The sequence below is a fragment of the Streptomyces sp. NPDC005752 genome, from assembly GCF_040630715.1.
Lineage (GTDB): Bacteria > Actinomycetota > Actinomycetes > Streptomycetales > Streptomycetaceae > Streptomyces.
Genome location: NZ_JBEXYB010000004.1, coordinates 35,064 through 48,979 on the forward strand (window position 1 = coordinate 35,064; position 13,916 = coordinate 48,979).

Annotated in this window: 12 protein-coding genes; 3 read left to right on the plus strand and 9 right to left on the minus strand. The window is 72.0% G+C overall.

Annotated features, from left to right (window positions below; translation table 11 throughout):
- Positions 1–137 precede the first annotated feature (137 nt).
- A complete protein-coding gene (locus ABZ441_RS04565; protein ID WP_358968283.1) occupies positions 138–851 on the plus strand; it encodes a PspA/IM30 family protein in 714 nt (237 codons plus the stop codon).
- Between the two features lie 34 nt (positions 852–885).
- Here the strand turns inward: ABZ441_RS04565 and ABZ441_RS04570 are convergent, their stop codons facing one another.
- The 5 genes from ABZ441_RS04570 to ABZ441_RS04590 form a co-directional block, all read right to left on the minus strand.
- On the minus strand, positions 886–3,462 hold the full coding sequence (locus ABZ441_RS04570; protein WP_358968814.1) for a SpoIIE family protein phosphatase: 2,577 nt from the start codon (positions 3,460–3,462) through the stop codon (positions 886–888).
- 193 nt (positions 3,463–3,655) lie between these two features.
- Complete coding sequence (locus ABZ441_RS04575; protein ID WP_358968285.1) at positions 3,656–4,093, minus strand: ATP-binding protein; 438 nt, start codon at positions 4,091–4,093, stop codon at positions 3,656–3,658.
- Between the two features lie 172 nt (positions 4,094–4,265).
- Positions 4,266–4,670 carry a (deoxy)nucleoside triphosphate pyrophosphohydrolase gene (locus ABZ441_RS04580; RefSeq protein WP_205018635.1) on the minus strand — a complete coding sequence of 135 codons (405 nt, stop codon included), beginning with the start codon at positions 4,668–4,670 and terminating at the stop codon, positions 4,266–4,268.
- Positions 4,671–4,783: 113 nt separating this feature from the next.
- Positions 4,784–4,966, minus strand: a complete 183-nt coding sequence (locus ABZ441_RS04585; RefSeq protein WP_033298025.1) for a hypothetical protein — start codon at positions 4,964–4,966, stop codon at positions 4,784–4,786.
- 451 nt (positions 4,967–5,417) lie between these two features.
- On the minus strand, positions 5,418–6,170 hold the full coding sequence (locus ABZ441_RS04590) for a GntR family transcriptional regulator (RefSeq protein ID WP_358968287.1): 753 nt from the start codon (positions 6,168–6,170) through the stop codon (positions 5,418–5,420).
- A 199-nt stretch (positions 6,171–6,369) separates the two neighbouring features.
- Between ABZ441_RS04590 and ABZ441_RS04595 the strand changes: the two genes are divergently transcribed.
- The gene (locus ABZ441_RS04595) at positions 6,370–7,512 is read left to right on the plus strand and encodes a threonine synthase (RefSeq protein WP_358968290.1); all 1,143 of its coding nucleotides are present in this window, start codon (positions 6,370–6,372) and stop codon (positions 7,510–7,512) included.
- Between the two features lie 26 nt (positions 7,513–7,538).
- Here the strand turns inward: ABZ441_RS04595 and ABZ441_RS04600 are convergent, their stop codons facing one another.
- On the minus strand, positions 7,539–8,021 hold the full coding sequence (locus ABZ441_RS04600) for a cupin domain-containing protein (protein ID WP_358968293.1): 483 nt from the start codon (positions 8,019–8,021) through the stop codon (positions 7,539–7,541).
- Between the two features lie 90 nt (positions 8,022–8,111).
- Here ABZ441_RS04600 and ABZ441_RS04605 point away from each other — a divergent pair, with 90 nt between their 5' ends.
- Positions 8,112–10,700 carry a glycosyl hydrolase family 65 protein gene (locus ABZ441_RS04605; RefSeq protein ID WP_358968295.1) on the plus strand — a complete coding sequence of 863 codons (2,589 nt, stop codon included), beginning with the start codon at positions 8,112–8,114 and terminating at the stop codon, positions 10,698–10,700.
- Between the two features lie 23 nt (positions 10,701–10,723).
- Here the strand turns inward: ABZ441_RS04605 and ABZ441_RS04610 are convergent, their stop codons facing one another.
- From ABZ441_RS04610 to ABZ441_RS04620, 3 genes are all read right to left on the minus strand, one after another.
- Positions 10,724–11,695, minus strand: a complete 972-nt coding sequence (locus ABZ441_RS04610; RefSeq protein ID WP_358968297.1) for a hypothetical protein — start codon at positions 11,693–11,695, stop codon at positions 10,724–10,726.
- A complete protein-coding gene (locus tag ABZ441_RS04615; RefSeq protein ID WP_358968299.1) occupies positions 11,688–12,887 on the minus strand; it encodes a hypothetical protein in 1,200 nt (399 codons plus the stop codon). The genes ABZ441_RS04610 and ABZ441_RS04615 overlap by 8 nt, the downstream gene beginning before the upstream one ends.
- 83 nt (positions 12,888–12,970) lie before the next feature.
- Positions 12,971–13,915, minus strand: a complete 945-nt coding sequence (locus tag ABZ441_RS04620) for a hypothetical protein (RefSeq protein ID WP_358968301.1) — start codon at positions 13,913–13,915, stop codon at positions 12,971–12,973.
- Position 13,916 lies beyond the last annotated feature (1 nt).

Sequence of the window (13,916 nt, forward strand, 5' to 3'; positions counted from 1 at the left end):
ACACCGCTCGAGCACGGCAGCACGGCAGCACGACAGCAGGCCACGTCCGTTTCCGTCCGGCAGTACGCCACACCGACTGTCCGGCAGCACGCCACACCGGCTTCAGCACGACAGGATTCCGCGCAAGGAGAGGTGCCATGACCAAGCAGACCGTCGTCGGCCGCGTCACCCAGTTGGCCCGGGCCAACATCAACGCCCTGATCGACCAGGCGGAGGACCCGCAGAAGATGCTGGACCAGCTGATCCGCGACTACACCGACAACATCGCGGAGGCCGAACAGGCGGTGGCCACCACCATCGGCAACCTCAGGCTGCTGGAGGAGGACCACCGGGAGGATGTCGACGCGGCCCGGGAGTGGGGACAGAAGGCGCTCGCCGCCAGCAGGAAGGCCGACGAGCTGCGGGCCGCCGGGGCGGGCGTGGACGCCGACAAGTTCGACAACCTCGCGAAGGTGGCACTCGGACGGCAGCTCCAGTCGGAGCAGGAGGCGAAGACGGCCGAGCCGACGATCGCCTCGCAGACGGTGGTGGTGGACAAACTGAAGTCGGGCCTCGACCGGATGAGGAACAAGCTGACCGAGCTGAAGTCCAAGCGTGACGAGCTGGTCGCCCGCGCAGCTTCCGCACGGGCTCAGAACCGGATGATGGACGCGGTGAAGAGCATCGACGTCATGGACCCGACGAGCGAGCTCGGCCGCTTCGAGGACAAGGTGCGGCGTGAGGAGGCCAGGGCGGTCGGCAAGCAGGAGCTCGCCGCGTCGTCCCTGGACGCCCAGTTCGAGCAGCTGGACAGCCTCGGCGACAGCGCGGAGATCGAGGCCCGGCTCGCCGCCCTGAAGTCCGCCTCGTGACCGGCGGCGCCCCGGCGCCGCCGCGACGGGCCCGTCAGTACATGCTCAGGAGCTGCTCCACGGAGAGCTCGGCGGCGGGCGCCCCGTCGGGCAGCGCCAGCTCGAACCACACCGTCTTGCCACGCGGGGTGCGCCGTGAGCCCCAGGCCGCGCTGAGCAGACCGACCAGTTGCAGTCCGCGCCCACCCTCGTCGGTGTCGCGCGCCCGCCGTCGCCTCGGCTGGACGAGCCCCGCGTCCCAGACCTCGCAGACGAGCGTGCGGTCGCGGAGCAGCCTGAGCCTGATCTCGCCCTCGCCGTAGCGCAGGGCGTTGGTGACGAGTTCGCTGACGAGCAGTTCGGTGGTGTCCACCAGGTCGTCGAGGCCCCAGGCGGTGAGCTGTGTGCGGGCGAGCTCGCGTGCGCGGGCGACGGAACGGAGCTCACGCGGCAGCCGCCAGTCACCCACCGCGTCCGGGGCGAGGCCCTGGATACGGGCCATCAGCAAGGCGATGTCGTCCTCGCCGTGCCGGGTGTCGAGGGTCGACAGCACGTGGTCGCAGACGTCTTCGAGGGGCTGGGACGGTTCGGCGAGGGCCTCCCGGAACGCGTCCAGGCCCTCGTCCAGCGGATGGTCGCGGGACTCCACCAGCCCGTCGGTGTAGAGGGCGAGGAGGGCACCCTCCTTGAGCTCCACCTCGACCTCCTCGAAGGGTTCGCCGCCGACTCCGAGCGGCATGCCCGGCGGTACGTCGAGCAGCAGGGCGGGCTCGCCCGGCTCAGCCACCACAGGGGGCAGATGACCGGCGTTGGCGAAGGTGCACCGGCGGGTGACCGGGTCGTACACCGCGTACACGCAGGTCGCCAGGTAGACCTCGGAGAGGTCGGCATCGCGTGACTTGTGGGCGGCGCGCGAGGGCCACTGGGCGCCGCCGCCCGCACCGAAGCCCTCGCTCCGCCCGCCGCCGCCCGGGGTGCCGAGGCCGCGGGCGACCTCGTCCAGGGCGGAGAGCACCTCGGCCGGTTCCAGATCCAGGAGTGCCAGTGTCCTTACGGCGGTGCGCAGTTCGCCCATGGCGACGGCCGCCCGTAGTCCACGGCCCATCACATCGCCGACGACCAGGGCCGTGCGGTGGCCGGGGAGTTCGATCACGTCGAACCAGTCGCCGCCGACCTCGGTGGCCGTGTTGCCCGGAAGGTATCGGCAGGCGATGTCCAGCCCGGCCGCCTCGGGGTCTCCCGGCGGCAGCAGACTGCGCTGGAGGATGAGCGCCCGCTCGTGCTCCCGGCGGTAGAGGCGGGCGTTGTCGATGCAGACGGCGGCGCGGGCGGCGAGCTCGGTGCCGAGAGCCCGGTCGCGCTCGCCGAAGGGTTCGCTGCCCTTGGTGCGGGAGAACTGGACGAGGCCGACGACGACGTCGTGCGCGACCATCGGCACGGCGAGGGTGGAGTGGACGAATCCGCGCTCGTCACCCGGCACGTCCTCGACACGGCCCGTGCGCAGGGCGACGGCGCAGGGCGAGTGGAAGGCGTAGCGGTGGACCGAGCCGAGCGCGGGCGGGCCCGCGTCTCCGTCTGCGGCGGTGACACCGCCGCCGCCGGGGAGGACTCCCGCGAGCCCGTCGGACACGGCGCTGGCGTGGGCGACCCGGCGCAGATCCGCCGAACCCGTGCCCGACTCCTGGTGGTGCCTGCCCCAACTGGCGGGCGAGGCCTCCTCGCCGGTGAGCAGCCCCTGGTAGAGGTCGACGGAGGCGAGGTCGCAGAAGCCGGGCACGGCGACGTCGAGCAGTTCGCGGGCGGTGGTCTCCAGGTCGAGGGAGTTGCCGATGCGCGCGCTGGCCTCGTTGAGCAGGGCGAGGTTGCGGCGGGCGCTGGCCGCCTCGCGGGCGGCGATGTGCCGTTGTGTGACGTCGGTGGCGAGTCCGGCGATACCGACGGGACGCCCGGAACCGCTGTGCACCCGGTAGAGGTTCATGGACCAGTGGCGGCGGCCGACGGAGCCGGGCGGGGTGCCGACGAGCTGGAGATCGGTGACGGCCTCGCCGGTCTCGAGAACGCGCTCGAGTGTGGCGGAGAGGCGTTCGGCCTCCGTGCGGGCCAGGTAGTCGTCCACCGTGCGGCCGCAGTGGTCGTCGGCCTCGCCGCCGAAGACGGTGGCGAACCGCTTGTTGGCGCGCACGACGGTGAAGTCGGTACCGAAGAGGACGAAACCGAAGGGAGATTGGCCGAAAATCGCCTGCGAGGCGGCGAGATCCGTCTCGATCCGCCGTAGCGCTCTGACGTCGACGACGATGCAGAGCGCCGCGCGCTCACCGGTTTCCGTCTCGCTCGGCATGACGTAGATCTCGGCCAGCCCGCGCACCGCGTTCTCGCCCGGGATCCGGAACGGGACGAGGCCCGTCCACTCCTTGCCGTCCAGGATCTCGCCGACCCGCCGGTGGGCGTCCGGGCGCAGCTCGGTGGGCATGAACGCCTCAACCGGGTCCCTGCCCACCACCTCGTCGGAGGCCATGCCGAAAAGACCGGCGGCACGCCGGCTCCACTGCTCGATCAGACCGTCGGCCCCGATCGAGAAGGAGGCGACCTTGATGTAGTCATATATCGAGCCGGGCGGGCTGCTCTGCCACATGACGTCGCCCGCCGTCCCAGGTATCTCGCTCACGCGACCGTCCCCTCCAGCTCACACACCGGACCGGTCCTGCCCGCAGTATTCAGCACTACGGGCCTCACCGGCACGGCGTTCACGATCACAGCACGGTCTCAGTCCCTTTCAGCCAGATCCTGCCCGACCTCCGGTGATCGCTGTGCGTCCCCTTCCACTCCTAACCAGGCAGAGCGAGCTCGAACCACACGGTCTTGCCACTCTTTCCGCGCCGGGTCCCCCAGCTACGCGCGGAACATGCCACGAGCTGCAGCCCACGGCCACCCTCGTCCTCGGGTCCGGCACTGCGTTCGGTGGGCGGATCCGGAACCGGATCGGAGACTTCCACGAGCAGACCCCGCGCCTCGGAGCCCGTGCCGGGCCCGCCACCACGAGGATGCGACCACCTCAGCCGGACCCCGATGGGGCCCTCCGCGTGGCGCAGGGAATTGGTCACCAGCTCACTCACGAGCAGTACGGCGACATCGCCCACCGCCGAGTCGAAGCCCCACTGGTGCAGTGCGTCACGGACCGCATGCCTGGCGCTGCGCACGGAGCCCGGCACCGCCGGGAAGCTCCACTCGGCACAATCACCTTCGGTATCGGTCACGCCGATCACTTCCCAGGGCCGGCAGCGGGGTCGCACCCTATCCAAAGGGTCTAATCGGCACATACCCGATATCCGAAACAACCTATCGCAGACAGTGACCTATCGTTCTCACGCCTGCGCGCCTTCCCGACCGCGGGGCACGCGAGGGCCCCCCCTGGCCACGGGTCGTCGCGGCCGGAACTCAGACCTGCGAGGCATCCAGCAGACGGCGCACGGCTTCGGCCACAGCGGGGCGGTCCTGGTCCAGCCAGTCGACGGTCCCCGCCTCCCCGGGAGCGAGCCAGCGCAGCTCGTCGTGGTCCTCCAACGGGCGGGGCTCACCCGACAGCAGCCGGACGGTCCACACCTGGAGCACGAGGCCCGGCTTGAGCGGCCACTCCCCCGGGATGCGCTCCAGAGGCTCCGCCTCCACTCCGAGCTCCTCCCGGAGCTCCCGCACGAGCGCCTGCTCGCCACTCTCCCCCGGCTCCTGCTTGCCGCCCGGCAGCTCCCAGCGCCCGGCCAGCTCCGGCGGCGCGCTACGGCGGGCGGCGAGGAGCCGCCCGCCGTCGCAGACGGCCCCGGCCACCACCACGGAATCACTCATGCGCCGGAGCGTAATCGCTCTCCGGGCCCGCACCCGAGGATCCGTCCGGATCATGCGAGGCTCGCGTGCCCCCGGCACCGCACCCCGCTCCGGCCGGGAGCGACCGAGAGGCCTTACGGGCGCGCGCTCCGGCTCGTCCGCTCCACCCAGTACAGCTGCTTGTGTCCATGACGGTCGAGGCCGTCAGCGATCTTCTGTGCCTCGTCCTGGGTCGCGTAGCGCCCGACGCGGTACCTGTTGCCGTTGTCGTCCTGTCTGATGACCAGCCAGGGGAGCACGGCGCCGCTGTCCGTCATGGCGTCCCTCCCCAGCATCTCGCCCCTCTCCCCACCGGCGTGCACGTCTCTAAGGATCCCCAGGAAACCGCTGTACGCATATGCCCGAGCGTACGCCTGACCTTCACTCAGCGGATGCGTGTTTACACAAAGAGATACGCATCCGGTCACAACGAAGAGGGGCGCACCCCCCGAATGCGCCCCTCGTGTGAGCGGGCCGGTACCCGCGTCGCCGTCATCGGCGTCACCACCGGGCCGACTGCGGACCACGTGCGGCTCGCACCTCCGCACTCCGCCCCTGGCGAGCAGCACAGGGGCGGACCCTCCCCTGGCGGACCGGCCAGTCATGCCACCGGGCGCCGTCCCCCTGACCGTCGAGGCGACCAGCACCGGGAGAAACCGCGGTCGTGGCGGAGGGACGGCGGGTGATGGCCCGCACTTAGCGCGGCGCAGAAGAGTCGAACGCCGGCGGTCATTTGACCGGCAGATGGTAGGCGATCCGGTAGCGATCGGCGGGCACGACCACATCGGCGGTCTCCACCGCCAGCCCCGACGCGTAGTACGTCCGCCCGATGACCATGACCACATGGCCGGGTACGCCGCCGAGCGCCAGGAGCTCCTCCGCAAGCCCCGGGCGGGCGCCGACCTCCTCCGCCACGTTGTCGACGACGACGCCGATCGCCGCCATGCGGTCGACGACCCCACAGCCCCCCAGCGGCCCCTCCTCCGGCAGCATCACCGGCGTGCGTCCCGTGACGGCCAGGGGCTCCCAGGACGTCGACAGCATCATCGGCTCGCCCGCGTCCCGGAAGACGTACCCCGTACGCATCACCCGGTCGCCCGGCTCGATGCCGAGCCGCTCGGCGATCTCGGCGCTCGCCCCCTCCTGCTCACTGCGGGACTCCCAGGTCCCGCGCGCCCCGTCGGCCGTCTGCTCCTGGCGGAACGGGGTGGCCCCCGCCCCCGGCCGGTAGCCGGAGCGGGCGATCGGGCGCGGGACCGGACGCGCGCGCACATAGGTGCCGGAGCCCGACCGCCCCTCGACGAGCCCCTCGGCCATCAGCACCTTGCGCGCCTCCAGCGCCACGGTGTCCGAGACGCCGTACTCCTCGCGGATGCGGGCCTGCGACGGCAGACGCGTATGGGGCGGCAGCGCGCCGTTGACGATCTTCGTCCTGAGATCGCTCGCCACGCGCAGATAGGCGGGCTGCTCACCGAAAGGCACAGGCCACTCCCAACAGGTTGACAGACAGCAACAGCGTTGCAACCGTGGGTTGAGTACCGCAAGCACGGGCCAGAGTTTCACTCGAAGTGATGATTTCCCGCTCACCAGCGCATACCTGACCCAGGTATGCGCCAGGTATGCCATGGCCGCCACCCGCCGGGGCTGGGAAACGGGCACGGCAGGGAAATAGATTCGTCCCATGGCCGACACCCGCATGCCCACAGCGACGTACATCTGCCCGCAGGACGGCTCCCGGGCCGACTCCACCACGCTGGCCTGGTGCTGTCCTGTCTGCGGGGGTCCGTGGGACCTCGACACCGGCGCCCTGCCACCGGTCCGTCTCGAATCCCTGGGCGGGCGCGTCAACTCACTGTGGCGTTACGAGGAGGCGCTCCCCCTCGCCGCTCCCGCCGTCTCCCTCGGGGAGGGGCGGACCCCTCTCGTCCCTCTCACCGGCAACGTCTCGGCCAAGCTCGATTTCCTGATGCCCACGCTCTCCTTCAAGGACCGCGGCGCGGTGATGCTGGCCGAACTGGCCCGCCGACTCTCCCCGGACCGGGTCGTCGCGGACAGCAGCGGCAACGCGGGGACGGCCGTCGCCGCGTACTGCGCCCGGGCAGGGCTGCCGTGCACGGTCTACGTCCCCGAGGGGACCTCCCCCAAGAAGACCGAACAGATCCGCGCCCACGGCGCCCGCCTCCGGACCGTGCCCGGCGGCCGGGAGGCCACGGCTGCGGCCGCCCGGGCCGCCGCCGGTGCACCCGGCACCTTCTACGCCTCGCACGTCTTCAACCCGTACTTCCTGCACGGCACGAAGACGTACGTCTACGAGATCTGGGAGGAGCTCGGCGGCACCCTGCCCGATGCCATCGCCGTACCGGTCGGCAACGGCACCCTGCTCCTGGGTGCGGCCCTGGCCACCGCGGAGCTGCTGGCCCACGGCCTGATCGACCGCCGCCCGGCTCTGATCGCCGTACAGGCCGAGGCCGTGTCCCCGCTGGCCACCGCCTTCCGGGCGGGGGCCGACGAGTTGTCCGGCGCCCCGGAGCGGGCAGCGCCCACCCTCGCCGAGGGGATCGCCATCCCCCGGCCGCCGCGTGCCCGGCAGATCCTCGCCGCCGTCCGCGAGTCGGGCGGCACCTTCCTGACGGTGACGGAGGACCGGATCCGAACGGCGCAGACGGACCTGGCCGCACGGGGCTTCTTCGTCGAGACGACCGGTGTAGCCTGCTGGGCGGCCGTGGGCGACGTGACGGACCGGAGCGTGGTCGTCCCGCTCTGCGGAGCCGGCCTCAAGACTGGCCTCGCGGCCTGGGGCCCCGCGGGGCCTGATCCAGCCTGATCCGAACGGAAGACCCCGGGCGGGTGTCAGCCCGTCCAGTACGTGTCGTGCTTGATGAAGAACTCCGCCCGTTCCTTCTCCGGCCAGTCGGAGACCTGTCCCACCTTCTCGAAGTACTCCTCGCGCGGCGCCCCCGGTGTGAAGAGCAGCAGCATCGAGGCGGGTTCGTCGGAGTCGTTGCGAAATGCGTGCAGGCCGCCCTGGGGCACGTACAGGAAGTCGCCGGCCGTGGCGTCGGTCCAGCGCTCGCCGTCGTAGATCCGCACCGTCCCGTCGAGGATGAAGAAGGACTCCGAGATCGACCGGTGGAAGTGCTCGGCCGGGCCTCCGGCCCGTGGGCCCATGTTGATCCGGTACAGCCCGAACTCGCCGTGCGTCGACTCCGTCGTGGCCAGGTAGTGGGTGCTGCCGCCGCTGCGCGTCAGCAGATTCGGGGTGGTTCCGGCCGGACGGTACTGCGCGTTGATCTCGCCCGCGCCGTCCGTGTAGACGGGTTCCGGATACGACATGCCGCTCTCCCTGCCTCCGGTCCTGGACCGGTCCGCTCGTCCCGCGCGCCGTTACCGCACCGGGGGCGTAGCCCTGCCTACCTTCGTGCGGTGAGACTCAAGCGCATCTCCGTTCTCGTGCCCCTGGTCGCGGTCGCGTTGGCCGCCCCCCTGCCTCCGCTCTCGTACGCCGCCGAAGGACCCGCCCCGGCCCCCGTGTGCGGAAGGACCGGCGCTCCCTCCGACGCCTCGTGGACACCGACGTCCACCACCTTCGGCGAGGCCCGGGGATACGACCCCTACGTCGGCAACGGCTACCTGGGCCACCGGGTGCCCGCCACCGGCGCGGGATACGCCGCCACCGGCGAGAAGACGGGCTGGCCGCTCTACACACCACGGTACGACGGAGCCTTCGTCTCCGGGCTCTACTCCCGCGACAAGGACCTCGCCGAGGGCCGTGAGGTGATCGCCGCGCTGCCGTCCTGGACCACGCTCGGCGTACGCGTCGGCTCCGAGACGTACGGCTCCGCCACGCCCGCCGGCCGGGTCTCGCGCTACCGCCAGACCCTCCATCTGCGCTGCGGCGTCGTGGTCACCTCCCTGCGGTGGACCACGGCCGACGGCCGCGCGACCGACCTGACCTACGAGGTGCTCGCCGACCGCTCCGACGTGCACACCGGCGCCGTACGCCTGCGGATGACACCGCACTGGACCGGCACCGCGACGGTCACGGGCCGGCTGGACGAGCGCGGGGCGCGCCGGGTCACGGTGGCCTGCGACGGCACCTTCCGCACGCTCGGCACGGGCACGGAGGGCGCGATCGCGCAGCGGGGCACCGTCGGCGCGCGCACCTCCCGGGTCAGGGCCGGACGTTCGTACACCTTCGAGAAGTACGTCGGCGTCGACACCTCGCTCACCTCTCGCACCCCGCTCGCGTCCGCGGCAGCCGCGGCGGAACGCGCGGTCCGGCGTGGCTGGCCCGGGGTCCTCGTGGACAACGCCGCCGCCTGGCGCCGGGCCTGGGCGTCCGACGTCCGAACGCCCGGCAGTCCGGACCTGCAGGCCTGGCTGCGCGCGGCACAGTACGGGCTGCTCGCCAACACCCGGCCCGGTTCGTCCGACAGCATCGCCCCGGCCGGTCTGACCAGCGACAACTACGCGGGCATGGTGTTCTGGGACGCCGAGACCTGGATGTATCCGGGGCTGCTCGCCACCCGCCCCGAACTGGCCCGCTCCGTCGTCGAGTACCGCTACCGCACCCGGGGTGCCGCCCGCGCGAACGCGGAGAAGCTGGGCCACGCGGGACTCTTCTACCCCTGGACGAGCGCGAGCAGGGGGCGCCTGGACTCCGAGTGCCAGAGCTGGGACCCGCCGCACTGCCTCACCCAGAACCACCTCCAGGGCGATGTCGCCCTCGCCGTCTGGCAGTACTACCTGGCCACCGGCGACCGCGCCTGGCTGGCGGAACGGGGCTGGCCACTGCTGAAGGGCATCGCCGACTTCTGGCAGTCCCGCGCCACGGCGAACGCCGACGGCAGCTACTCGGTGAAGAACGTCGCGGGCCCGGACGAGTACAGCAACGGTGTCACGGACGGCGTCTTCACCAACGCGGTCGCCGCCACCGCCCTGCGCAACGCCACCCGTGCCGCCGGGCTCCTCGGCCACCGGGCACCCGCCGGCTGGACCCGGGTCGCCGACGGGCTGCGCATCCCGTACGACGCCGAGCGGAAGCTGTTCCTCCAGTACGCCGGCTACAACGGCTCGACCATCAAGCAGGCCGACACGGTGCTGCTGATCTACCCGCTGGAGTGGCCCATGGCCGAGGGCGCCGCAGCCGCGACGCTCGACCACTACGCCGCACGCACCGATCCGGACGGCCCCGCGATGACCGACTCGGTGCACGCGGTCGACGCCGCCGCGATCGGGGAGCCGGGCTGCGCCACGTACACCTACCTCCAGCGCGCCGTGCGCCCGTTCGTCCGGGGGCCGTACAGCCTCTTCTCAGAGGCGCGGGGCGAGAAGTCCGGTGCCTCGGACCCGCTCTCGGGCTTCCCCGCCGAGGACTTCCTCACCGGGAAGGGCGGCTTCCTCCAGGTCTTCACGCACGGCCTGACCGGCCTCCGGCTGCGCGAGGACGGCGTACGTCTCGACCCGCTCCTGCCCCCGCAGCTCCGCGAGGGCGTGGAACTGACGGGGCTGCACTACCGGGGCCGTACGTACGACATCGCCGTCGGCCCCCGCAGGACCACGGTCCGGCTGACGGGCGGCGCGCCCTTCACCGTCCACACCCCTGCGGGCCCGCGCCGTCTCTCCGGCACCCTCACCCTGCCCACCCGCCGCCCCGATCTCGACCCGACCACCGACAGGGCCCGCTGCCGTCCCGTGACGGCGACCTCCGAGGCCCCCGGCCTGTACGCCGAGGCGGCGGTGGACGGCAGCCCGTCCACCTCGTGGTCACCGGACGGCGCGAAGGGCACGCTGACGGTGGCCCTGCGCCACGTGACGCGGATCGCCTCGCTCACGCCCCGCTGGACGGACGTCGCACCGGCCTCCCACGCCCTGGAGACCTCCCTCGACGGCCGCACCTGGCACCCGTACCGGCAGGGGGACGTGGCCCGCCAGGTCCGGGTGACGGTCGACTCGGCGGATGCGGAGAAGCCGGCGGGAGTGAGCGAACTGACCGTCACCGCAGCCGGGTAGAGGCCCCGGTCGCCGGTCGTGAATCAGGTCTTGGGGCAGAGAGGCTCTTCACTGCCCTTGCGGTCGCGGGCGTACTCCGCTCCCGTCTGCCTGTACCACGTGTCGGGCATGTGAGAGCCCTGGTACCTGCACGCGAGGGGAGGGAAGTAGACGTTGCGGTAGCCCGACATGTCGCCGAGCCGTCCGGTCAGCTCGAAGGGCTTGCCACCCGGAGCACCGATCGTCATCTCGGCCGTGCTGCCTCCGACTTCGTAGCGCACGCGGTAGCGCCAGCGGCAGTAGCCGTCCTCGGACGTCGCATGGACGATGAAGGCCTCGGTCTCGTTCTGGTTCAGCGTGATGTGCTTGGCCCCGGGCCCGGTGAAGTAAGGCTCCGCCGCCTTGCCGTCCTTCTTGGATGCCTTGAGGCGGGGCTGCGGTGAGTCCACCGCCACCTCCAACGGGATGACGTCCATGACTCCCTGGGACGGAGCATTGACGAGGCTTCCGCGGAGGGGCGCCTTGCACGAGCCGCCCTCCAGCTCGGGGACGACGTCGGTGATCCGGACCTGCTGCGCCGCGCGGCCCTGCAAGGTGATCATCCAGTACGCGTCGTCGACGTCGACCGCCTTCCGGTTCTGCCACCAGTCGGCCGAGGACAGCTCTTCGAGCAGTTTTCCGTCCGCTCCGTCGCGGACCAGATAGAAGCCGAAGTCCTTGACGTCCCTGACCTCGACCACATCGATGGCGTTCTGCGGTGAGAGCCGGTCCGGCACCCGGTCCAACGGCAGGATCGTCTTCACCGAGGCCGCCAGCACGTCCTGGAAGGTCACGGTCACCACCGCCAGGAGAATGCCCACCAGCCAGGTGGCCGGGCTCCTCAGGTACCGCATCCGGCCCGGCGGCTCCTCCGCCGGCGTGTCCTCGGCCCCGGCCGGGCGCGTCCCGGCACCCCTGCGCACGCTCGCCCGGGTGAGCGCGTCCGTCCTGCGGGCAACACGTCGGTTCCTAGGCATCGTTCAACTGCTCCTCGACCACGTCCGCACCCGGCGCCGCACGGGCTCCACGGCGCCTCGTCAACAGAACCGCTCCCAAGCACGCGAGCCCCGTCGCCCACCCCCACGCTGTCCCGAACCGCACGGCGTCACCGACCGCCACCCACAGCGGTGACGCGGAATCCGCTCTGCGCGGGGCGAACCACTGCAGCAACCAGCCGTCCACGAGGGCCGCGGCGACGGCAGCGAGCAGCATCGCGTACCAGCCCTTCATGAACAGACGCAGGAGCGCCGTCGCGCTCCCCCGCACGGCCGTCGCGCGCCGGGCGACGGAGCGGAGGGCGACCGCCGTCGCCACGAGAAAGACCACGCAGACCGCGAGCGTCGCGATCCAGCCGGCCGCCCTCTCCGTGTCGAGCGGGCGCAGACGCAGGGCCGGATAGAGGACGCCGCTCCACTCCTCGACCAGGGCCGGCGGGCTGTACGGGGCCCAGCGGTGCGGGTCGAAGGTGATGGAGTCCGGCACGCCCGACGGCCGCACATCGGTGTGCCGGAGGAACTGACCGCCCGCCACGGCCAGCAGCACCGGCGGGATCAGCCCGGCGTACACCAGGTCCCGCCGCTCCCGCGCGGCCGCGAGCAGGGGGACGGGTTCCTCGGCGCTCGCCCCTGCGCCTTCCGGCAGTCCGAAGAAGGCCCTCACGGACGGCCGGCTCCGGCACCGCCACACGAGGAACCAGATGGTGACGGGCAGCCAGAGGGTGCAGAGGGCGAACTGCGCGGCCACAGCCGGCTCCGCGCCCAACTGGGCGCTGCCGAGCCACTCGCCGTACGTGGGCAGGGCTCGACCCGTTCCCGGTGCCAGTGCCGGACGGACCAGCGTCGCCACACCCGCGGCCAGCAGTACGGCCCCGGCCAGGGCGAGGACCGTCCGCGGATGCGGCTTGAGTCCCGGCGCGCCCCGGAACACGCCGTAGGTCAACAGGCCGCTCGACACGATGAAGACGAGCTGCGGCAGCCAGCCCTCGACGTGATCGAGGCCGCGCACCGCGAAGCCGTCCAGCGACAGCCCCAGTACCCGGACGTCCCCGATGCTCGCTCCGGTCACGAGCGTCCCGGTGATCCACCGCTTCATCGGGTCGAACAGGAACAGCAGGATCGCCTGACTCCAGGCCCCGTACGCGGCCAGCGCCATGGACAGGCGTCGATTCACCCTCGCACTCCCCCGAGTTGGCCGCTCACGCCGAAGACTCCGGCTTCGAGTCTGCCGCACCGGAGGTGTTCCGGTACACCGAACTAGCTTCCGGGCGACGGCCTGTCGGGGGGACCCGCGGTCAGGTGACGCGTGAGAGCCTCCCCGGTCCCGGGAGAGAGCGGAGGGGAGAAGTCCAGGCCGAGCCGATCGGCGAGATCACCGGCGAAGACGCGTACGACCGCCTCCAGAAGGGTGGCGTAGGTGTCGCAGGCCATGCGGGTGCGGTGCCGGGCGGTGAGGGCGAGAGCCGTCGCGATGACGGCCGCGGGCCACCACCACGGGGTGAGTGCCAGATAGAGCAGGGCCCAGGCGGCGAGCGCCGTAGACCGGGTGACGGCCTGCCGGGCGACGATGACCTCGGCGCGGATCTCCTCGGGCAGGACCAGCCACACATGGGGCCAGACAGCGGCGACGTCGAGGTGGTGATCGCGGTCCAGGCGTACGGCCACGGCGTGCACGCGGTCGCCGCTCCAGCTCGGGCGGTCCGGCCTCTCGAGGGAGATCCGGACCATCGCGGCGTGGGCGTCCCGACGCGCCGCCGGGTCCACTCGTCCGCCGTGGGCGAGTGCGCGAGCGGCCTCTTCCCGCTCCTGGTGCCAACGCGTGGCCGCGCGGTCCCAACGCTGCTGCCGCCGGACCGTGAACCGGTGCGCGAGCCGGCGCGCCGGCCCGGGCCAGCTGTGCCGGTCGGAGGCCAGTTGCAGCCGTTCGGCCACCGCTCCGAGCGTCTGCGCCACGAGCCCCACGGCGGCCGAGCCCGCCAGGACGGCGGCGAGCAGCACGACCTGTCCGCCGATTCCGGAGAGGGAGGGGCTGCCGGCCAGGTCGGTGATCCTGTCCGTCAGGCGGCCGAGCCCGAGCGCGTGGGCATGGCCGAGGGCGTGGGCCACCCAGGCCACGGAGAGGTAGAGGACACCGGGGAGCACGAGCAGGGTCAGCCAGCGCTCAGCCAGCTTCTTGCCGAGTTCCGACAGCAGATTGCCCATG

Excerpts from the sequence above, each read along its gene's own strand:
- ABZ441_RS04570 (WP_358968814.1), bottom strand. The coding sequence starts at position 3,462 with ATGTGGCAGAGCAGCCCGCCCGGCTCGATATATGACTACATCAAGGTC.
- ABZ441_RS04565 (WP_358968283.1), top strand. The coding sequence starts at position 138 with ATGACCAAGCAGACCGTCGTCGGCCGCGTCACCCAGTTGGCCCGGGCC.
- ABZ441_RS04620 (WP_358968301.1), bottom strand. The coding sequence starts at position 13,915 with ATGGGCAATCTGCTGTCGGAACTCGGCAAGAAGCTGGCTGAGCGCTGG.
- ABZ441_RS04600 (WP_358968293.1), bottom strand. The coding sequence starts at position 8,021 with ATGTCGTATCCGGAACCCGTCTACACGGACGGCGCGGGCGAGATCAAC.
- ABZ441_RS04595 (WP_358968290.1), top strand. The coding sequence starts at position 6,370 with ATGGCCGACACCCGCATGCCCACAGCGACGTACATCTGCCCGCAGGAC.
- ABZ441_RS04585 (WP_033298025.1), bottom strand. The coding sequence starts at position 4,966 with ATGACGGACAGCGGCGCCGTGCTCCCCTGGCTGGTCATCAGACAGGAC.
- ABZ441_RS04610 (WP_358968297.1), bottom strand. The coding sequence starts at position 11,695 with ATGCCTAGGAACCGACGTGTTGCCCGCAGGACGGACGCGCTCACCCGG.
- ABZ441_RS04580 (WP_205018635.1), bottom strand. The coding sequence starts at position 4,670 with ATGAGTGATTCCGTGGTGGTGGCCGGGGCCGTCTGCGACGGCGGGCGG.